The sequence below is a fragment of the Clostridium porci genome (assembly GCF_009696375.1).
Classification (GTDB): Bacteria; Bacillota; Clostridia; order Lachnospirales; family Lachnospiraceae; genus Enterocloster; species Enterocloster porci.
Genome location: NZ_VUMD01000001.1, coordinates 436,876 through 456,454 on the forward strand (window position 1 = coordinate 436,876; position 19,579 = coordinate 456,454).

A 19,579-nucleotide genomic window follows, 5' to 3' on the forward strand; every position below is an offset into this window, starting at 1 on the left:
GGAATCAATTGTTTATCAAGAATAGGAGGATGCAAGATGACAGAAAAAGAACTAACCATGAAAGCCGGGGCTGACCTGGACGCCAAGCTGGAAGAGGCAAAGAAAACAGGAAACCTGGTGGTGAAGGATGCTACAGAGGACGAAAAAGTAATCCGTGATACCTTTGAAAAGGGGAAAGGGGTATTCCGTCTCTTCCCGGCTTTTGTACCCAGAAGATTTGGAAAAGCCGGGCATCGTTTAAAACTTCATCCAGATGATTATTTTGCTTTCGGCATGGCGAGAGGTTCTATCACAGAGAGATGGTTCGCATCTACCATTGCGGCTCAGAACGGCGAGTTGGCTAAAGCGGATGAGGGCATGGCTTATGTGTGCGTGGATTACAATTCCGATGAAAAATTTTCTCTGCGGACAGCAGTGAAGGTATTGGGGGAAGAGATCGTTGGGAATGAATTAATGGAGAAATACAATGGCTGGCCCATGTATTCGAAGTTCTTTGATAACGAGAACCCATTGTTCCATCACCTTCATTTAACCTTTGAGGATGCGGCTCGTGTAGGAAAATTAGGAAAGCCGGAGTGCTATTACTTCCCCAAGCAGTTGAATAATTATTTTGGAGAGGCCAACTATACTTACTTTGGTTTTGACCCTGACGTAGATCCGGAGGAAATCAAAGAGAGAATCCGTCATTTCGCGGATGATGACACCAGAATCACCGATCTGTCCAGAGCTTATCGGATTCAGCTGGGAACTGGCTGGTATACGCCCGCAGGCGTAATCCACGCGCCGGCTTCCGTATTGACCTATGAGCCTCAGTGGAATTCTGATGTAAACTCTGTATATGAGAATATCGTATCAGGAGAGGTATACCCGCCTGAGATGCTTAACGAGGAGTGCCCGCCTGAGGACAATGGAGTGGATGCCGTATTCAAGCTCCTTGACTGGGATAAGAATGTAGATCCATACTATAAGAAGCACTATTTCAGACCGCCGGTTGTGGAAGTAGAGAATGAGCAGTATACTCAGAAATGGATTACATACGCCAATCCTTATATCGCGGCCAAGGAGCTGACGGTAAATCCAGGACAGACTGTTGTCATCCAGGACGGAGCCGCATATGGCTGCATCTTTGTACAGGGACATGGGAAGTTTGGAGTGTATGACGCTGAGGCCGCGACCCTGCTTCACTTTGGCCAGCAGAGCACGGATGAATTCTTCGTATCAGAGAAGGCTGCGGTTGAGGGAATTACCATTACCAATGAAAGCAAGGTTGAACCTCTGGTTGTCCTGAAGCACTTTGGCCCCAACTGCCCAGGCGTACCTCAGGAAGTCTGATTTAGATTAAGGATGCCAGGCAGCGCTGTTGCGGCAAAATGACGCGGCTGTCAATCGGTTGTGGCGCCAGGCCGTTGTCTGTCCTCGGTTTCTCAGTTTGCTGAGGGGCCGGGGCAAAGCCTGTTACAGCCCTGTCCGGGCGGCACGGGAATGACGGTGATGCTGCTGTGGGGAAGGGCCGGCGGCAGTGGAAAGGAAGGAAAATGAGGTATTTAATTGGTATTGACAATGGAGGCACTTTTTCAAAAGCCGCCATTTTTGATGAAGAGGGAAATCAGATTGCGGTTTCCAGTGTTCCTACGGTTACCATCACCCCAAAACCAGGTTACACGGAACGGGATATGGATGAACTGTGGAGGGTGAACGCACAGGCAGTGCGCACCGCAATCCAAAAGAGCGGGATTGACCCAAAAGATATTGCGGGCGTGTCTTTTTCCGGCCATGGAAAGGGACTTTATATGATTGACGGGGATGGGAATCCCTCCTATCACGGAATCTTATCCACAGATGCCAGAGCTTGGAAATATGTGGAGAACTGGTATAAAGACGGAACCAACAAGAAGGTCCATGAAAAGACTGTCCAGGAGATTTTAGCCTGCCAGCCAGTGAGCATCTTGGCCTGGTTTCAAGAAAACCATCCGGAAGTTTTGGAGAAAACAAAATATATTTTTGCGGTTAAGGACTATATCCGCTATAAACTGACTGGCGAGGCTTTTGCGGAATATACGGATTTTTCCGGTGCTAATCTGGTGAATCTCCATACAAAATCATATGATAAAGAACTGATGGAACTGTTCGGGCTGGGAGATATGTATGAAAAGCTGCCTCCGCTAAAGCATTCAGCGGAAATATCCGGGCATATCACTGCCAAGGCAAGTGATGAAACCCTGATTCCGGAGGGCGTTCCCGTAGCTGCCGGAATGTTTGATGTAAATGCCTGTGGAATCGCTTCCGGCCTGGCCAGTGAGAAAGATATGTGTATGGTGGCCGGAACCTGGAGTATCAATGAATTTATTGGAAAAAATCCCATTGACAACGGAACCGTTGCTTTAAATTCTATGTTCTGTATGCCAGGTTACTTCCTAATCGAAGAGAGTTCACCTACATCAGCCGGTAATATGGAATGGTTCATCCGAACTCTCTTGGATTATGAAAAAAAGGCCGCGAAAGAGGAAGGCAGAAGTGTTTACGATATTACCAATGAGTGGGTAGCGTCCATTGAGCCTCAGGACAGCAATGTAATTTTCCTGCCATTCTTGAATGGTTCCAATGAGGATGCCCTGGCCAAGGGAACTTTTGTGGGACTGACTGCTTACCACAACAAAAAACATATGCTGCGGGCCGTATATGAAGGAATTGTGTTTTCCCATTTGACTCATGTTAAAAAGCTGCTGCGCAACCGCCAGGCGCCTAAGAGCATCCGGCTGTCAGGCGGGGCTGCCAATTCCGATGTATGGGTACAAATATTCGCGGATGCTTTACAGATCCCGGTAGATACTGTTGGAGATAAAGAGCTGGGCGCCCAGGGAGCCGCGATAGCCGCTGGAATTGCAGCCGGAGTTTATAAGGACTATCAGGAAGCGATCAGCAGGACAGTAAAAATCACAAAAACCGTAAATCCCCGCCCGGAATACAAAGAGATTTATGAAGAAAAATACGCGACCTATCGCGCGGTAATTGACGGCCTCAGCAAAGCCTGGGAGCATTTTAAAAACTGATTTTTTGAAAGAGAGGATATAACCATGATGAAAATAGCAGTTCTTGGCGCAGGCGCTATTGCACATAAAATGTCTAACACCATCAGCCAGATGGAGAACGTAGAGCCTTATATCATTGCGGATACTGTGGCAGAGAAGGCTCAGAGCCTGGCAGATCAATATGGATATACAAAGGTGTGCGGCTCTGTGGATGAGATTGTGGCAGATGATGCTGTGGATCTTGTATATATTGCGCTTCCCCATTCTCTTCACTATAAATTTACAAAGATCTGTCTGGAAGGCGGAAAGAATGTTCTTTGTGAAAAATCTTTCACGGTAAACGCGGATCAGGCAAGAGAAATTCTGGCTTTGGCGGAGGAGAAAAAGCTTCTTCTGCAGGAAGCCATCTGGACAAGATATATGCCGTCCAGAAAGATAATCGATGATGTTATCGCCAGCGGCGTGATTGGAGAAGTGACTTCCCTTACTGCTAATCTGGGCTATGAATTAAGCGCGGTTCCGAGAATTTGGGATGTGAACTTTGCGGGCGGGGCATTGCTTGACTGTGGCGTTTATCTGGTTCATTTCGCGAGGATGATTTTTGGCGGTAATATTACTGATATCAAGACATCGGCTGTATTCAGGAATGGTGTTGACATGTGCGATAATATCACCATGATTTTTGATGACAGTAAGATGGCTACCATGCAGAGCAATGTTTATGCCGCGCAGAACCGCAGCGCCGCAATCTTTGGAACCAAGGGCTATATTGAAATTACCAATATCAATAACCCGGAGAAAATCACAGTCTTCAATGACCAGTATGAAGAAACCGCATCCTATCTGCCGCCTAAGCAGATTACTGGTTATGAGTATGAAGTTTTGGCATGCATGCGTGCCCTTAAGAACCATGAAATCGAGTGCCAGGAGGCTCCTCACGCTGAGACTATCAGAGTAATGGAGATTATGGATGATATCCGTAAATCATGGGGATATGAGATTCCCGTCATTAAATAGAGGAGACAAAAATGTCCAATGAATTAGAAATTTTAACAAAGCAGGAGGCGCTTCTGCAGTTTCCCAAATTTGACCAGGGGGATGCCTATGAGCTGGGAAAATTTATGGTGGAATATGCCAAGAGTCAAAATATCGTGGTTGCCGTTTCCATTCGCATGGGCAGTGGGAGCATTGTATTCCAGTATCTTCCGGACGGTACCAACCTGTTAAATCAGAAATGGATGGAGAGGAAGTACAATACAGTTAGGCTGACGGAGAACAGCTCCCTGATGGCCTCTTTGAAGTGGGAGGAGGCTGGGGAAACTCCAAAGATACACGGGCTTTCAGAGGAGGAATATGCCCTTTGCGGAGGCGGTTTTCCCATCCGGATCAAGGGAAGCAAGCCTATTGTGGGGGTCATCCTGGCATCTAACCTGTTCCATATCGCTGATCATGAATTTATTATTACCTGCCTTCGGGCATATTTGAAGTGTCCTGAGGCTCCTGCCTTTTCCTATACCTGTTAAAGGTTTTAGCAATAACAAACATGTCGACTTTATCGGTTTTTGTCTTGCGTACATTGTTCTTACGCATAGAGGAAGTCGATAAGGGATTGAGAACACACACTTTAAAACCCTTGCTGATAAGAAAATGAACAAGGTTGTCACCGTAGTGTGCCGTTGATGGGGGACCTATGATGATGCTGTGCTGGTTCAGAGGTACCAGCTTAGAAAGCAGCAGATAGAAGCCATCATAGTCATTCGTAAATTGAAACGGCTCGATGAGTATTTCGGCGTCGGAAGAAATCGCAGCAGCGAAAGGATTGAGTTTGGCAATATCAATGCCTACGTAAATCAATAGATTATACCAACATATCCTAAAGTCTGATACCGTGATATCCACCAACAATTATCATCGTAGACTTGATTAAAAAGAGTACTCTGAGAGCAACACTCCGGCACATCCAGCTAATAAACAATTCAGATAAAAGTAGCGGCAATACACTCCTGTTAAGCAGTCAAGCTACAGGTAAAAATCAATAGTCCACAGTATCTGAATGCATTAAACCACGTATATAGAAAAAAGAAAGGAATATGTTGTTTTTGCTTCTATAAACATCATACAAGATTAAATATGTTAGAAGCATTAAAAAAACAAGTGTATGAAGCAAATATGCTTCTCCCAAAATATGGCTTGGTAACCTTTACCTGGGGAAATGTCAGTGGTATCGACCGGAAGGAAGGACTTATTGTCATCAAGCCAAGCGGTGTTGAGTATGACAAGCTGACGCCGGATAACATGGTAGTGTTGGATCTGAAGGGGAACAAGGTGGAAGCTGGATATAATCCTTCTTCCGATGCAGCAACCCATTTGGAGCTGTATAACCGTTTCTCGAATATCGGGGGTATTGTCCATACCCATTCCTCATGGGCTACCAGCTGGGCCCAGGCCGGCAGGGGGATCCCCTGCTACGGGACTACCCATGCGGATTATCTCTATGGCCAGGTGCCCTGCGTCCGGAACCTTACGCCAGAGGAGATTGAGGAAGGTTATGAGAGGAATACCGGCGTCTTAATTACGGATTATTTCCAGGGGCAGAAGCTGGACTATGAGGCGATGCCCGCTGTGCTCTGTAAGAACCATGGCCCCTTCACCTGGGGTAAGGCTCCCTTTGAGGCGGTACACAACGCGGTAGTGCTGGAAGAGGTGGCAAAAATGGCAGCCAGGTGTGAGCAGATTAACCCACAGGCTGCCATGGCTCCCCAGTCCCTTCAGGATAAACACTATTATAGGAAACACGGAGTCAACGCCTATTATGGGCAGCAGAAACGTTAGGTGAATGAAAGACTTTCATACGGAAATGCTGCAGCGCTTGACACCAACGGAAGAGAAGACATTGCTGCGGTCGTATGCGATAGATAGAAAATAAACAATAATAAGACAAAGTTCAACGGAAATTTTTCTTCCTTCCATTGACAAATCTAACACAAGTAAGAACATGGGGAAATAGCCAGGGAATCCGACTCCCTCATGAAATTTTAAAAGAAGCCAAAATCAAATCAAATGATTTTCTTGAGATTGAAGTAGTGAATAAAAAGATTGTACTCAAAAAAAGAAATCAACATCGTACACTGGCTGAACGTATTGCGGAGGCAGGGGGAACATTAGAACCTGTTTGCGAATACGATTGGGGAGAACTTGAAGGACGAGAGGTGTGGTAATATGCTTCCTATCAGACAAGGAGATATTTTAAAAGTTGAACATTTAAAAAGATAGGGTATGTATAGAGTCTGTCGTGTGATCCTAACCTGGGATTTCTATAAGACTTTCGGTAAACCGCTTGTCCTGATGGGCAGGCGGTTTTTTATATGCAGAAAGGACGAAAAGAAATGCCAATCATAAATATGACTGAAATAGGAAGAAACATTGAAGATACGATCTGGTCATCAGAAATTCCATTTGCTTTTAGCCATGCCTGATACTGCAGAAGCAAGGTGGACTTTCCGCATCGGCGGATGCCGGTAACAACCTTGATGACCTGTTCATCCTCCCACTCGATCAAACGTTCCAGATATTCCTTTCTTTCAACCAAAATGATCACTTCCATCAAATAGTATTCCAATGATAGCACGCAGTATACCAAAAGCCAATTTTTACTCCGATTTCGGAATAGAAAAACAAAAAAATGTGTCAAAATGAGATGATTTTGTGGTATTTATCGGTGCTCTCTTTTGAAAATTTTGAATAAAAATGGCTGTTGCTACGTCATAGAGACTCATTTTTATCCACGTAGGATAAGTGAGGAGAAAAACTTCCTGTGATCTTAAGGATATCAGGTCTGGCGCTGGGCAAAGTGCAAAGTTTAAGATTTACGATCCAGGACAGGTACGAGTATACAGAAGGATGTACTGAACGCTGATACGCTTTCATCATTAATCAACAAATCTGCTGTGGAATTTACTTTTTCAAGGTTCCTTTGATGTTTACGTATATTTTACTAAAATATTACCAGAATGTGCGAGAACAATAAAATTTTATATTGTATGATAGCATACGAAATTAGAAAAACAAGGAGAAAATAGATGGAGAATGGAATAAAAGAATATCAGATAACCGGAGATCTGATGAAAGGATTTCTGGGCAATATCAGTTATGAAACTGTTGTTCCGGAGAATAATGAGAGTGTGGAGATTAGATTTTCTTTCGGTAAAAGACTTATGGAACATATCACTGAAGCAGACAAGACGGCTGCCGCAAAAGCCTGGCTGCTTAATATGGGAAAGGCTGCGACAGAAATAGATAAAGATGTACTGATTGGAATGGAAAAAACAGAAATCAATCTTTCTGTTTTCCACAATGGGGCGTATGTCGGCTGTTCGCACAGGGATGAAATTGAAAAACATATCTTCATTTCACCGAATGAGGCTTCTGACGGTTTTATACCGTGGAATTTCAGAGGTGGAATTCTCAGAGTCGTACTGCATGTTTATCAGATATTAAATGACCACACTCCCTATGAGCTTACCATATCTGGAAAGGAGGGGATTGAATGAAATTTCAGAGAGCGGAGCTTCATAATCATACAACAGAATCTGATGGAAGTTTAAATGTAGAGGAACTTCTTCAATGGGGGGAAATGCAAGGATATGAAGTTCTGGCGATCACCGATCATAATACCTGCTCGGGACACAGAAAGGCGGAACACTGCATCCAGAAGAAACAGCTCTCCCTGAACCTTATCAAAGGCATTGAGATTACAACTTTTTATGGACATATACTGGCGCTGAAAACAGATCGTATGCCGGATTTGCGGGAGTTGGATCCGAACTCTCCAGAACTTTTTTTTAAGAAGATCCGATCAGCCGGAGCATCCGCTATTGGACTTGCACATCCGTGCTGCATTGGCAGACCAGTTATGGCAGGATGTCGCTTCGATATGAAACTCCGTGATTGGAATGTGATTGATTATATTGAAGTATTCAATACCAGTACCGGTATCGATGAATATGGTGAGCAGTTCATCGGTAACGGACAGGCGCTTACGCTTTGGGAGGACAAGGTTCTCGCCGGGTACAGTCTGGCTGCTGTTTCTGGCAAAGATATTCATCAGAAACCATCAGACGAAAACTGTATGATTACATATGCAGTCTTTGATGACGAGGAAGAAATCGAAAATCTGTCGGATGCTGTGGTCGGTGCCATCCTGACCAGGAAAACAATGGTTACAAAAGGTCCGCTTATGTGGGCAAGTCTCAAAGGCGGTATCCTGACTGTTACACTGGATAATTCTTCTGACTATTTTAGCTGGTGTGAAAAGTATAGAAAGACAGATCCTATGCTGGTCATTCGGGATGACTGCAACAACAGAAAAGAAATCAAATTTCTCCCCGAAGATACCGAAATTCGGGTTGAACTGTCCGGAAATGCAAAAAGAGCTGTTGTCAGACTATATGACGGAGATGTAGATATTATGTCGCTTAATGCAGCAGGTATCTGTGCGCAAGATAAAGGGAGGACGTGCTCATGAAACGGCTTTATTATGGTCTTGGAAAAAAAAAGTTTCTTGAATGGATCTTTTTTGCCGTCTTTGTACTATTTTTTTGCGGGCCATTGATGGATATGATTGTACTTTCTTTTGCCGGAGAGTATGAATACCCAAATGTTATTCCTAAAACTTTTGGGTTCAAGTGGTGGGATTATATTCTCTCAAAAAGTCAAATGGTTGACAGTATAGTTACTTCTCTGATATTGGCGGTAGTTGTTACACTGGTATCACTTATCATCTGTTTACCGGCTGCCTATGCCATTGCGCGATACAAATTCATAGGACGTGCCCTTGTAAGACTCAGCTTTCTTCTTACGAATGCATTTCCTAAAATGGGAATTTACACAGCTATGGCAGTCATTTTTTATAAGATTAATCTTATGGGGTCCTTTTTAGGGGTAGTTCTGGTGCATATTGTCAATACTATGATGTTTATGGTCTGGATTCCCAGTGGCGCATTCCGGACTGTACATGCCCAGCAAGAAGAAAGCGCCAGGGATGTTGGAGCTTCACCGCTCCGGGTTTTTTTCAAAATCACGCTGCCTATGGCCTGGCCGGGTATCATTGTGGCATCGTTATATACTTTCCTCGGATCAATGGAAGAAGCTCAAGGTTCTCTGCTCATCGGATTGCCGAATGTACATACTATGCCCAGTGAACTCTACGGTGTGATCATGTCCTTCCCGGAAACGGCAGGTTCCGTATTTGCAGTTATACTGCTGATTCCGTCTCTGATACTTCTTCTTGTATTCCGGAAATATCTGAGCGCCGAGGCCCTTTCTAACGGATTGAAAATGTAAAAGGAGATTTGAATGAACGAAATAACAGAGAAGCTGATTATCAGCGGACTTACCAAAAAATTTAGTAAAAATGAAGGCATAGAAAATATAAATATTTCTGTGAAAGAGAAGGAGCTTCTCACATTACTTGGACCTTCTGGCTGCGGCAAAACAACTCTGATGCGGGCTATAGGCGGATTCAATAAAATTGATACGGGAAAAATTGTTTTGGATGGCCGGGAAATTCAGGACCTGCCTCCAGAGCAGCGTCCCACTGGCATGGTATTCCAGAGTTATAATCTCTGGCCGCATATGACAGTCTTTGAAAATATGGCATTCGGTCTTCAAATCCGAAATTATCCCAAAAATCAGATGAAAGAAGAAATCCAGGCTATGTTAAAGTTGGTACGAATGGACGGTTCAGAAAAGAAATATCCTTCACAACTTTCCGGTGGTCAGCAGCAGCGGATCGCTATCGCAAGGTCGCTGGCTTTAAAACCATCTCTCCTGCTTTTGGATGAACCGTTCTCAGCTCTAGACGCAAAGATTCGGGGACAGATGAGAGAAGAATTGAAGAGAATCCAGCGTGAAGCCGGTCTGACTGTGATATTTGTTACCCACGATCAGGAGGAAGCTATGGCTATCTCTGATAGAATTGCCATTATGAAAAGTGGTTCTATTGAGCAGATTGGAAATCCAGATGAGATTTACGAAAATCCCAAAACCCGGTTTGTTGCGGAATTCATTGGAGAGATGAACTTTATTCAGGAAAACGGGCAAGAAATTGCTGTGCGTCCTGAGGATATCAGTATGACAAAAGACAGTAAGGGAATCTATCGTATTCTGGAACTTATGTCTCTGGGGCATTTTACCCAAGCGATTGTGCGGAGAGCGGACGGACAGGAGATCAAAGTATTTATGGAAAAAGATGTTGCAAGGAATTTTCATACCGGAGATCCGGTAAATTGCACTTGCCAAAGAAAACGGATTTTTATCGCTTAATATACAATAGATATATAAAATCAAAATATACATCATAAGAAAAAGCAATTTGGTGATATGTCAAGAGATGATTAAAAAAGGAAAACCAAGGGTGCAAGCTTTTTAAGCAATGGAGACAGGGCTGTGCGGCAACACAAACCGGTCAACTTGCAAGGAACAAATCCTATAGACTCTATTATAAGCGTCCGGGAACACTTGGCAAGACAGGTAACAAGTAAACTGTATAGGGGATGAAAATCATGGAGAGAACCTCCAGATGTACGATTCCTCTATACCACTAAAAAGAATAAGCCCAGACCCTGTATATCTGGGGTATAGGCTTATTATACGAGGAGAACTATCATGAAGAAAAAAGTAAGTAGAAAAACGTGGATTCTGAGTGGACTTTCAGTTTTAAGTCTTGCCGCTGCCGCACTTACAGGTTGCGCAAACTCCGGACAGGCAGAAGTCTCACAGGATGTCCCAACTGTCACAATCTGGGGTGCCGGAGGGCAGGAGGTAAGGGAAGCACTGCAGACTATTGCCGATGCTCATAACGCAGATCCGAAATACAACACCAAGGCGAAGGTGGAAGTACAGTTTGTTGTATCCGGTACCAGTGAACAGAGCCTGGAAGACCGGCTGGTTGCAACATATCAGGCAGGAGAAACGAATACGGATTTTGATCTGATTGCTCTCGATGACAGCGCTATCGCGAAGATTGTATCTAGGACAAAGGAAGATTTCTTTGATGATATTGATACTTCGAAGATACCAAATTATGATAACCTTGTTTTTAAAGATAATGTTGTTGGAACTAATTTTATTCCGTATAGAGGCACTTGTGTGTATCTTGCATATGACTCGGAAGTGGTTTCTGAGCCACCAAAAACGGCAGATGAGCTTTACCAGTGGATAGAGGAACACCCAGGACGTTTTGCTTATTGTGATCCTTCTACGGGAAATTCTGGATTCTCATTTGTTGCCAATACCATATATAATCAGCTTCCGCAGGAAGCAGCGCTTTCTAATGACCCCAAATGGGAAACCGAACACACCGAAGAATGGGATAATGCTTTCTCGCTGCTTGAAAAGCTTCATCCTTATCTTTACCAGACTGCAGGAAAGGTGCAATATCCAATTAAAAACCAGGGAGTGTTGGATTTGCTCGCCACCAAACAGATTGATATGACCCCGGCTTTCGCAAATATGGTGCTTAGCCAGAAGAATATGGAAACTTTGCCTGACAACATTAAACTCACACAGTTGGAAGAACCGTTCTTAGGCGGCCTTGCAGGATTTATGATTCCTTCCATTGGCAGCGACAAAGAAGCCTGCCTTTCCGTAATTGACTATTATCTGAGCTATGAAGCCCAGGCCATCGATTGGAATACCATGTTTGCTTCCCCGGTTGTGGATCCATCCAAACTTGAGGGACTTGAACATGAAGACTGGCTTGCTGAGACAGATATGAGCAGTATGCGTTATTTCTCAATAGGCACAATACAAACTGATATCTCCAAGCGTTGGACTGAAGAGATTGGAAGTCTTGCTAGATAAATTCCTCATTTAGATTGTGAAACTATGTGCAAATGTCCGCATCCGTAAGGATGCGGACAAATTTAAGGGAGAAAATATACCGATGAAACAAAAAAAAATAAAATTATGCCTGCCGTACCTAATGGTAACGCCTGCCTTCCTGGTTATGCTGCTGGTAGTCATCCTTCCAATTATCAATACCGTAGTGCAGTCTTTTTCAACCGCTGATGGTTCTTTTACACTGGCAAACTATCGGTATTTTCTTACTAGCCCGGAAGCGTTTGAAAGCCTTATATTTACGCTGGTAGAATCTCTAAGCACCATGCTGCTTGCTGTTATACTCAGCTTTTTTCTGGCTCTTTATCTGAGATTTTCTAAAAGTGCAATAAGCCGCATCATTGGACGGCTCTATCTGCTGCCACGGTTCATTCCTGGAATCGTAGCCGTATATGCAGTTATGAATATCATCAAAGATTCCGGTTTTATTAATCGTTTCCTTCAGCTTTTTGGTATCATGTATAAACCGGGACTGCTTTATGATATGAAAGGAATTATCCTGTGTAATCTCTGGTTTAATATACCATTTTCGGCTATGCTGCTTTCGGCGGCTCTGTCTAATGTAACGGATTCTTATGTGGAAAGTGCGAAAGACGCTGGATGTGGTTGGAAAATGATTTTGATAAAGATTATCTGGCCTTTGGTATATAAAGACATTATTGTTGCAGCGACATTCATCCTGATGGGACAGATCGGTTCCTTCACCATTCCCTATCTGACAGGTCCAAATAATCCTAAAATGCTGGGTATTCTTCTATATCAGCAGGTCAATACATATCTGGACTATCAACGGGCGGCCGCACTCTCGGTACTGATGTTTATTATCTGCCTTAGTGGTGCAGTTGTGTATATTAAAAGTAATATGAAAGAAGAAGTCTGGCAGACGGTAAAATAAAAGAAAAAGGTAAAATTATGGATAAAAAGTTTACAGTTCAGAGACCAGTAAAAATGGATGGGCCCAGAAACTTCAGAGACTTGGGCGGTTATCCGGCAAAGAAAGGCATGACAAAAAAGGGCGTTTTCTATCGTTCGGATGGTATGCAGTTGCTAAGTGATCAGGACAGGCAGTGGATGCTGGCACATGACATCCGTTGTATTATCGACCTTCGAAATGAAAATGAAGCTATACGGCAGCCAGATGCATTGGGAAAAGATTTTACATATTATAATATACCTATGTCAGATAAGAAGGCTGAAATTGATGGACGGGAGATTTATCCGGATTCTCTGTCAGAATTATATAAACTGATCCTAACCAGGCATATGAAAGACTTTGTTCGTGTGATGCGAATTTTTATTGAACAAAATGGTTTGCCTCTGGTGTTCCACTGCGCGGTGGGAAAAGATAGAACCGGTCTCACAGCGATGCTGCTGCTTTCCGTCTGTGGTGTGTCGGAAGAAGTGAGCCTTGCAGACTATGAAACCAGTGCGCAGAATATGGAGCCGCTATACAATAAGATGAAAGAAGAATTTCAGAGCAGAAATGTAGAAGTTCCTGACGATCTCCTGACCTCGCCTGCAGAAGAAATGAAAAAAGCCATGGATTTTTTACACAAATTCTGGGGATCGGCAGAAGGCTATCTTAAAGCTGGCGGTCTTACAGAAAACGAACTGTCTCGGTTGAGAGAATTGTTTATAGAAAGCATTTAGGTTATAAAAAAATAGAAAGCCCGGATCCATTTAATGAAAGATAAATTGCTCCGGGCTCTGGTGTTTAACGCTGAGGTTCCTCTTTTCCTAAGTCTTTTCTTCTTCCTGCATTTACCGCTCGGGCATTTCTGTATTGCGCATAGGATGCTTTTTAGCTGCTCGGAAAACGATGGGCTTCCTCCGACCGGTTCTTTTTGTGCCATAATTCCGGGATATTTGAACGGAAAAAATATTTTGCAAACTCTGAACGTATTTTCTTGATTTTGTCTGTATTTTCGAGTACACTGTAACGCATATATAAAGAATCCAACGCAGATGATTTACCGCTATAACGTTGAAATGGATGTTTATGAAAGCTTTGGAGTAATTTATTAGAAAGGCTTGTCAGTTTAAACAAAATAACATATACTTATTCAGAACGATTTCATGAAAAAACGGGTAATCTGACGCTGTTTTGTGTGATGGTTTGTACGCATTGATACGTTTTTGTTTGTACAGTCCGTCATACAAAAAAATCAAACAAGTAAGAAGGCAAAAAACGTGTCCTTGACACGCAGATATTCTCGCTTTTGAAGAAAAATTTAAAAGGTAAGAAAAAACGTCCATTTTGTGACATGGACATACCTTTCTCCATCAGAATTACATCAGCCGAATTTACATGAAATATAAAAAAATCAAGCAAAAAGGAACTAAAATGAGAAAATTAGCATTAAGTGATGAAATACTTTTGTCTATCCAACAGCCTGCCAGATATATTGGCGGAGAAGTGAACATGGTTGTCAAAAATCCGTCTAAGGTGGACATAAGGTTTGCTTTTGCGTTTCCCGACGTTTATGAGATAGGGATGTCCCATTTAGGTATCCAGATTCTTTATTCTATGTTTAATAAGCGGGAAGACATGTACTGCGAGAGAGTTTATTCACCCTGGATGGATTTGGATCCGATTATGCGTGAGAAGAGCATCCCTCTTTTTACTTTGGAGACCCAGGAGCCTGTAAAGAATTTTGATTTTCTGGGCATTACCCTTCAGTATGAGATGTGCTATACCAATGTGCTTCAGGTGCTGGAGTTATCCCAGATCCCGCTTCACGCCTGCGACAGAACCGAGGAGTATCCTATTGTCATTGGAGGCGGGCCCTGCGCCTATAATCCAGAGCCGTTAGCGGATTTTTTTGACCTTTTTTATATTGGGGAGGGTGAGGCTGTTTATTTTGAATTGATGGATCGGTATAAAGAGAATAAAAGGGCAGGAGGAACAAGAAAGCATTTCCTAGAAATGGCTGCCCAGCTTCCGGGAATTTATGTTCCTTCCTTCTATCACGTGACCTACAAGGCAGATGGAACCATTGATACCTTTCTCCCCAACAATCCGCATGCCAAACCGGTTGTAAGCAAGGTTATCGTAACAGACCTGGACAGGGTTCCCTATATAGACAAGCCATTAGTCCCTTATATAAAAGTAACCCAAGATAGAGTGGTTCTGGAAATACAGAGAGGATGTATCCGGGGCTGCCGTTTTTGCCAGGCAGGAGATGTGTACCGGCCTTTAAGAGAGCACAGCCTGGAATACCTGAAAACGTACGCATCTGATATGCTGAAAAGCACCGGACAGGAGGAAATCTCTCTAAGCTCCTTAAGCTCCAGCGATTACAGCCAGCTGGAAGGGCTGGTGAATTTCCTTATCGAGGAATTTAAGGGCAAGGGTGTAAATATTTCTCTTCCCTCCTTAAGAATTGACGCCTTTTCCCTGGATGTTATGAGTAAGGTTCAGGATATTAAAAAGAGCAGCCTTACGTTTGCGCCGGAGGCAGGCTCCCAGAGGCTTCGGGATGTGATCAACAAGGGGCTTACGGAAGAAATTATCCTTAAGGGAGCCACAGATGCCTTTGAGGCTGGCTGGAACCGGGTAAAGCTTTATTTTATGCTGGGACTTCCAACGGAAACGGTGGAAGATATGGAGGGGATTGCACTTCTGTCTGAGAAGATTGCGGAAGCGTATTACGAGATTCCCAAGGCTCAGAGAAACGGAAAGGTTCAGGTCGTAGCCAGCTCCTCCTTCTTTGTGCCTAAGCCCTTTACGCCCTTCCAGTGGGCCGCCATGTGTACGCAGGAGGAGTTTATACAGCGGGCAAACATTGTCAGAGGCAAGTTCAGGGAGATGAAAAATTTCAAGAGCCTGAAATATAACTGGCATGAAGCTGAGCTTACGGTGCTGGAGGGTGTTCTGGCCAGAGGAGACCGAAGAATTGGCGCTGTAATTGAGGAAGCCTACAGGAATGGGGCTGTCTATGATTCCTGGTCGGAGTATTTTAAAAATGAGGTATGGATGAAGGCTTTTGAAACCTACGGCGTAAATCCCGGCTTTTATACTACCCGTGAGCGCAGTATAGACGAGGTGTTTCCCTGGGACTTTATTGATGCAGGGGTGACCAAGGAATTTTTACAGAGGGAGTGGAAGCAGGCTTTGGGAGAGAAAGAAACGCCAAATTGCCGCAGGCGCTGTTCAGGCTGCGGCGCAAAGGATTTTGGCTGCGGAGTCTGTTTTGAAGTAAAATGATTAAATACCGTTTAGCTGTCTGCCGCCTATTGGCCTTTGAATTAAGGGGGTAAAGTCAGGAGTGCAGACGCCATAGGCAGACTGACCTGGAAAGAACAAAAAAGGAAGCTGTAAAATGAAAATACGAATTAAATTTAAAAAATATGGAGCCATGAAATTCATTGGTCATCTGGATGTAATGCGATATTTCCAGAAGGCTATCCGCAGAGCTGGTGTGGACATCCGCTACAGCGAAGGCTTTAGTCCTCATCAGATTATGTCCTTTGCGGCTCCCTTAGGCGTAGGTATTACCAGCAGCGGCGAATATGTGGATATTGAGGTGCTGAGCACCGGGGACTCCCGGACTATGGTAAAACGTCTCAATGAGGTTATGGCTGAAGGCTTTGAGGTTGTAAGCTTTAGGAAGCTGCCTGAAGCTGCGGGAAATGCCATGGCCATTGTGGCGGCGGCTGATTATACACTGACCTTCCGTCCCGGATATGAACCGGAGGACAGGGGGGCAGCCCGGTGGTTTGAGGAAATGTCAGAATATTTCAGCCAGCCATCTGTAATCGTTACGAAAAAAACAAAAAAAGGACAGACTCAGCTGGATTTAAAGCCTCTTATTTATGAGATGAGGCTTGTAAAATCAGATAATGGAATACCAGCTCTCTTTATGAAGCTGTCTGCAGGCAGTCTGGTGAATGTAAAGCCGGAATTACTTTTGGATGCGTATGACAGCTATATGGGGCAGGAACGCTCTCCCTTTGCGTTTATGCTGCACCGGGAGGAGGTGTACACAGACCTGGCTTCAGAGGCTGAGAAGAAGGCTGGCGATCACAGATTCATTTCATTGGAGGACCTGGGACAGGAAATAGGATAATGGATAAAATCATTGTAACCCGCTGGAGGAATAAGGTCTGTACAGCGGCGCTGTCGAAGGGAAGTATTTCCCAGATAATGCTGGAGCCAGACAATGGGACTTCCATGCTAAATAATATTTATATCGGCAAGGTTCAAAAGGTTGTGGCTAATATCAATGCAGCCTTTGTTGATATAGGAAGGGATAAAACCGGCTATTACAGTCTGGATGAAAACCCCAATCATATATATGTGTCTTCTGCTGGAAAAAAGCTGAAAGCGGGAGACGAGATCGTTGTTCAGGTTATCAGGGATGGCGTAAAGACGAAGGCTCCGGTACTAACAAGCAGACTTTCCTTTGCAGGCAGATTTCTTGTTCTTACTGCTGGCAGGCCTGGAATCGGCTTTTCCGCAAAAATCGGGAATGTAACTTATAAAGCCAGAATACGGCAGCTTTTGGAAAAAGCTATGGAAGCCTATGGGGAGGATATGGGAATTATCGTCCGTACCAACGGGCCAGAGGCTTCCGAAGAAGGTTTACTGGACGAGCTTCACCTTCTGAACTCACAGTACAGGAAGGTTTTATCTGACGCAGCCTGCCGTACCTGCTACACCTGTCTCTATCAGTCGCCTCCGGCTTATATTACAGCTATACGGGACGCCTATGGCAGTTCCATTCAAGAGATTGTTACAGATGAGGAGTTATATCACGAACAGCTGAAAGAATATCTTGGACAGTACCAGCAGGCAGAGGAGGATATACTGGTCTTTTATGAGGATAAACTTCTTCCTATGGCAAAGCTCTACAGCCTGGATACGGCAGTGGAAAAGGCTTTGAGTAAGCATGTATGGCTGAAATCCGGAGGCTATCTTGTGATTGAGCCTACGGAAGCCATGGTCGTGATTGATGTCAATACAGGCAAATATTCCGGCAAAAAAAAGCATCAGGATACTATTTTCAAGATTAATATGGAGGCAGCTGGGGAAATCGCCCGTCAGCTGAGACTGCGCAATCTTTCCGGCATCATCATCATAGATTTTATTGATATGGAGCGGGAGGCGGACAAGGAGAAGCTTCTTTATCACCTTAAAGCGGCGGTTTCAAAGGATCCTGTAAAGACAACGGTAGTGGACATGACAAGGCTGAATCTGGTGGAGCTGACCCGAAAAAAAGAGAGAAAACCGCTCTATGAGCAGGTTTGTGAATAAGTATTTTAACGCAAAGAGAGTAAAAGAGGTAAATATGAAGATTATAATTGTAGGGTGCGGTAAGGTGGGAACAACCTTGGCAGAGCAGTTGAACAGGGAGCAGCATGATATTACCCTGATTGACAGAGATCCTGATGTGCTGCTGTCTGTGTCAGACAGCATTGATGTGATGTGTATAACCGGCAACGGAGCCATTTATCAGGTGCAGATGGAGGCAGGCATTCAAGACGCGGATCTGCTCATAGCCACCACCAATTCCGACGAGCTGAATATGCTCTGCTGTCTCATAGCGAAGAAAGCTGGAAATTGTCACACCATTGCCCGCATCCGTAACCCGGAGTATTCTGCGGAAATTAACTATATCCGAGAGGAGCTGAACCTGTCTTTGGCAATTAATCCGGAGCTGGCCGCAGCCCAGGAGATTGCCAGGCTTTTGCGTTTTCCCAACGCTATCAAAATTGAACCCTTCGCAAAGGGCAGGATTGAGCTGTTAAAGTTCCTTATACCCAAGGAATCCATTCTGGATCAGATGAAGGTGATGGATGTAGTAAACAAGCTTAAGAGCAATGTCCTGATCTGCGCAGTAGAGCGGGGAGAGGACGTGGTGATCCCTGACGGTAATTTTGAGATGCGAACAGGAGACAAAATTTCCTTTATCGCATCCCATGCTGATTTGGCAGAGTTTTTCCAAAAAGCTGGCATTGAGAACAACACGGTAAATAGAGCTATGTTTGTAGGTGGTGGAAAGCTGACTTATTATCTGACCAAGCTTCTGTCAGATACTAAGCTTAAGATTACCATTATAGAACGGGATGCCGGGCGTTGCAGAGAATTAAGCGAGCTTCTTCCCAATGTTATGATTATTCACGGCGACGGTTCGGATCAACAGCTCCTTTTGGAGGAGGGAATTTGCCGGACAGAGGCATTTGCCTCCCTGACAGGCTTTGACGAGGAGAATATCATGCTCTCTTTGTATGCAGCAAGCCGGTCCAAGGCCAAGCTGATTACAAAAGTAAATAAAATTGCATTTGAAAATGTAATTAATTCTCTGAATTTAGGAAGTGTAATCTATCCTAAAATGCTAACGGCTGATATTATTCTTCAATATGTCCGGGCTATGCAAAATTCCATGGGCAGTAATGTAGAAACTCTTTATAAAATTGTAGCTGACAAAGCAGAAGCCCTGGAATTTCGTGTTAAAAAGGACGATCCTCTTCTGGGGATACCTCTGGAGCATATGAAGCTTAAGGATAATCTTTTGGTAGCCTGCATTAACCGGAACGGAATGATTATTACCCCTAGGGGAAAGGACACCCTGGAAGCCGGAGATACAGTAATTATTGTAACGACTCATACAGGGCTTAATGATTTAAAGGATATCTTAAGATAAAGGCGG

General features: G+C 44.0%; 19 protein-coding genes. 17 read left to right on the top strand and 2 right to left on the bottom strand.

What is annotated here, in order from left to right; all coding sequences use genetic code 11:
• Positions 1-36 precede the first annotated feature (36 nt).
• The 4 genes from FYJ39_RS01980 (at position 37) to FYJ39_RS01995 (ending at position 4,552) form a co-directional block, all read left to right on the top strand.
• Positions 37-1,332 carry a cupin domain-containing protein gene (locus FYJ39_RS01980; protein WP_154470780.1) on the top strand — a complete coding sequence of 432 codons (1,296 nt, stop codon included), beginning with the start codon at positions 37-39 and terminating at the stop codon, positions 1,330-1,332.
• 203 nt (positions 1,333-1,535) lie between these two features.
• Complete coding sequence (locus FYJ39_RS01985) at positions 1,536-3,050, top strand: FGGY-family carbohydrate kinase (protein ID WP_154470781.1); 1,515 nt, start codon at positions 1,536-1,538, stop codon at positions 3,048-3,050.
• Positions 3,051-3,074: 24 nt separating this feature from the next.
• Positions 3,075-4,046, top strand: coding sequence for a Gfo/Idh/MocA family protein (locus tag FYJ39_RS01990; RefSeq protein ID WP_353847293.1), 972 nt, complete (start codon positions 3,075-3,077; stop codon positions 4,044-4,046).
• An 11-nt stretch (positions 4,047-4,057) separates the two neighbouring features.
• A complete protein-coding gene (locus FYJ39_RS01995) occupies positions 4,058-4,552 on the top strand; it encodes a heme-binding protein (protein WP_154470782.1) in 495 nt (164 codons plus the stop codon).
• Here FYJ39_RS01995 and FYJ39_RS02000 read toward each other — a convergent pair.
• Positions 4,491-4,928, bottom strand: coding sequence for an IS110 family transposase (locus tag FYJ39_RS02000; RefSeq protein WP_287847553.1), 438 nt, complete (start codon positions 4,926-4,928; stop codon positions 4,491-4,493). The two genes, FYJ39_RS01995 and FYJ39_RS02000, sit on opposite strands and share 62 nt — an antisense overlap.
• A gap of 231 nt (positions 4,929-5,159) precedes the next feature.
• Here FYJ39_RS02000 and FYJ39_RS02005 point away from each other — a divergent pair, with 231 nt between their 5' ends.
• Together FYJ39_RS02005 and FYJ39_RS02010 are read left to right on the top strand one after the other, a co-directional pair.
• Positions 5,160-5,861, top strand: coding sequence for an L-ribulose-5-phosphate 4-epimerase (locus tag FYJ39_RS02005; RefSeq protein WP_154470783.1), 702 nt, complete (start codon positions 5,160-5,162; stop codon positions 5,859-5,861).
• A gap of 137 nt (positions 5,862-5,998) precedes the next feature.
• On the top strand, positions 5,999-6,247 hold the full coding sequence (locus FYJ39_RS02010) for an AbrB/MazE/SpoVT family DNA-binding domain-containing protein (protein ID WP_154470784.1): 249 nt from the start codon (positions 5,999-6,001) through the stop codon (positions 6,245-6,247).
• 143 nt (positions 6,248-6,390) lie between these two features.
• Here the strand turns inward: FYJ39_RS02010 and FYJ39_RS02015 are convergent, their stop codons facing one another.
• Positions 6,391-6,633, bottom strand: a complete 243-nt coding sequence (locus FYJ39_RS02015) for a hypothetical protein (RefSeq protein ID WP_235919700.1) — start codon at positions 6,631-6,633, stop codon at positions 6,391-6,393.
• A 475-nt stretch (positions 6,634-7,108) separates the two neighbouring features.
• On the opposite strand from FYJ39_RS02015, the gene FYJ39_RS02020 reads away from it, so the two are divergent.
• From FYJ39_RS02020 to trkA, 11 genes are all read left to right on the top strand, one after another.
• Entirely contained in the window at positions 7,109-7,579 is a 471-nt protein-coding gene (locus FYJ39_RS02020) for a DUF6669 family protein (RefSeq protein WP_154470785.1), read from the top strand.
• The gene (locus FYJ39_RS02025; RefSeq protein WP_154470786.1) at positions 7,576-8,553 is read left to right on the top strand and encodes a CehA/McbA family metallohydrolase; all 978 of its coding nucleotides are present in this window, start codon (positions 7,576-7,578) and stop codon (positions 8,551-8,553) included. Before FYJ39_RS02020 ends, FYJ39_RS02025 begins: the two co-directional genes overlap by 4 nt.
• Complete coding sequence (locus tag FYJ39_RS02030; RefSeq protein WP_154470787.1) at positions 8,550-9,371, top strand: ABC transporter permease; 822 nt, start codon at positions 8,550-8,552, stop codon at positions 9,369-9,371. The genes FYJ39_RS02025 and FYJ39_RS02030 overlap by 4 nt, the downstream gene beginning before the upstream one ends.
• Positions 9,372-9,383: 12 nt before the next feature.
• Positions 9,384-10,352 carry an ABC transporter ATP-binding protein gene (locus FYJ39_RS02035; protein ID WP_154470788.1) on the top strand — a complete coding sequence of 323 codons (969 nt, stop codon included), beginning with the start codon at positions 9,384-9,386 and terminating at the stop codon, positions 10,350-10,352.
• Between the two features lie 342 nt (positions 10,353-10,694).
• Positions 10,695-11,891, top strand: coding sequence for an extracellular solute-binding protein (locus FYJ39_RS02040; protein ID WP_154470789.1), 1,197 nt, complete (start codon positions 10,695-10,697; stop codon positions 11,889-11,891).
• Positions 11,892-11,973: 82 nt separating this feature from the next.
• Positions 11,974-12,822, top strand: a complete 849-nt coding sequence (locus FYJ39_RS02045; protein ID WP_154470790.1) for an ABC transporter permease — start codon at positions 11,974-11,976, stop codon at positions 12,820-12,822.
• Positions 12,823-12,839: 17 nt separating this feature from the next.
• Positions 12,840-13,577, top strand: a complete 738-nt coding sequence (locus FYJ39_RS02050; protein ID WP_154470791.1) for a tyrosine-protein phosphatase — start codon at positions 12,840-12,842, stop codon at positions 13,575-13,577.
• Between the two features lie 694 nt (positions 13,578-14,271).
• Complete coding sequence (locus tag FYJ39_RS02055) at positions 14,272-16,134, top strand: TIGR03960 family B12-binding radical SAM protein (RefSeq protein ID WP_154470792.1); 1,863 nt, start codon at positions 14,272-14,274, stop codon at positions 16,132-16,134.
• Positions 16,135-16,249: 115 nt separating this feature from the next.
• The gene (locus FYJ39_RS02060; protein WP_154470793.1) at positions 16,250-16,996 is read left to right on the top strand and encodes a TIGR03936 family radical SAM-associated protein; all 747 of its coding nucleotides are present in this window, start codon (positions 16,250-16,252) and stop codon (positions 16,994-16,996) included.
• Entirely contained in the window at positions 16,996-18,183 is a 1,188-nt protein-coding gene (locus FYJ39_RS02065) for a ribonuclease E/G (protein WP_154470794.1), read from the top strand. Before FYJ39_RS02060 ends, FYJ39_RS02065 begins: the two co-directional genes overlap by 1 nt.
• 34 nt (positions 18,184-18,217) lie before the next feature.
• Positions 18,218-19,573 (top strand): Trk system potassium transporter TrkA, encoded by a 1,356-nt coding sequence (gene trkA / locus FYJ39_RS02070; protein ID WP_154470795.1) that lies wholly within the window; start codon positions 18,218-18,220, stop codon positions 19,571-19,573.
• The last annotated feature ends 6 nt before the right edge of the window (positions 19,574-19,579 follow it).

Excerpts from the sequence above, each read along its gene's own strand:
- FYJ39_RS01980 (WP_154470780.1), top strand. The coding sequence starts at position 37 with ATGACAGAAAAAGAACTAACCATGAAAGCCGGGGCTGACCTGGACGCC.
- FYJ39_RS01985 (WP_154470781.1), top strand. The coding sequence starts at position 1,536 with ATGAGGTATTTAATTGGTATTGACAATGGAGGCACTTTTTCAAAAGCC.
- FYJ39_RS01990 (WP_353847293.1), top strand. The coding sequence starts at position 3,075 with ATGATGAAAATAGCAGTTCTTGGCGCAGGCGCTATTGCACATAAAATG.
- FYJ39_RS01995 (WP_154470782.1), top strand. The coding sequence starts at position 4,058 with ATGTCCAATGAATTAGAAATTTTAACAAAGCAGGAGGCGCTTCTGCAG.
- FYJ39_RS02005 (WP_154470783.1), top strand. The coding sequence starts at position 5,160 with ATGTTAGAAGCATTAAAAAAACAAGTGTATGAAGCAAATATGCTTCTC.
- FYJ39_RS02015 (WP_235919700.1), bottom strand. The coding sequence starts at position 6,633 with ATGGAAGTGATCATTTTGGTTGAAAGAAAGGAATATCTGGAACGTTTG.
- FYJ39_RS02020 (WP_154470785.1), top strand. The coding sequence starts at position 7,109 with ATGGAGAATGGAATAAAAGAATATCAGATAACCGGAGATCTGATGAAA.
- FYJ39_RS02025 (WP_154470786.1), top strand. The coding sequence starts at position 7,576 with ATGAAATTTCAGAGAGCGGAGCTTCATAATCATACAACAGAATCTGAT.
- FYJ39_RS02030 (WP_154470787.1), top strand. The coding sequence starts at position 8,550 with ATGAAACGGCTTTATTATGGTCTTGGAAAAAAAAAGTTTCTTGAATGG.
- FYJ39_RS02035 (WP_154470788.1), top strand. The coding sequence starts at position 9,384 with ATGAACGAAATAACAGAGAAGCTGATTATCAGCGGACTTACCAAAAAA.
- FYJ39_RS02040 (WP_154470789.1), top strand. The coding sequence starts at position 10,695 with ATGAAGAAAAAAGTAAGTAGAAAAACGTGGATTCTGAGTGGACTTTCA.
- FYJ39_RS02045 (WP_154470790.1), top strand. The coding sequence starts at position 11,974 with ATGAAACAAAAAAAAATAAAATTATGCCTGCCGTACCTAATGGTAACG.
- FYJ39_RS02050 (WP_154470791.1), top strand. The coding sequence starts at position 12,840 with ATGGATAAAAAGTTTACAGTTCAGAGACCAGTAAAAATGGATGGGCCC.
- FYJ39_RS02055 (WP_154470792.1), top strand. The coding sequence starts at position 14,272 with ATGAGAAAATTAGCATTAAGTGATGAAATACTTTTGTCTATCCAACAG.
- FYJ39_RS02060 (WP_154470793.1), top strand. The coding sequence starts at position 16,250 with ATGAAAATACGAATTAAATTTAAAAAATATGGAGCCATGAAATTCATT.
- FYJ39_RS02065 (WP_154470794.1), top strand. The coding sequence starts at position 16,996 with ATGGATAAAATCATTGTAACCCGCTGGAGGAATAAGGTCTGTACAGCG.
- trkA (WP_154470795.1), top strand. The coding sequence starts at position 18,218 with ATGAAGATTATAATTGTAGGGTGCGGTAAGGTGGGAACAACCTTGGCA.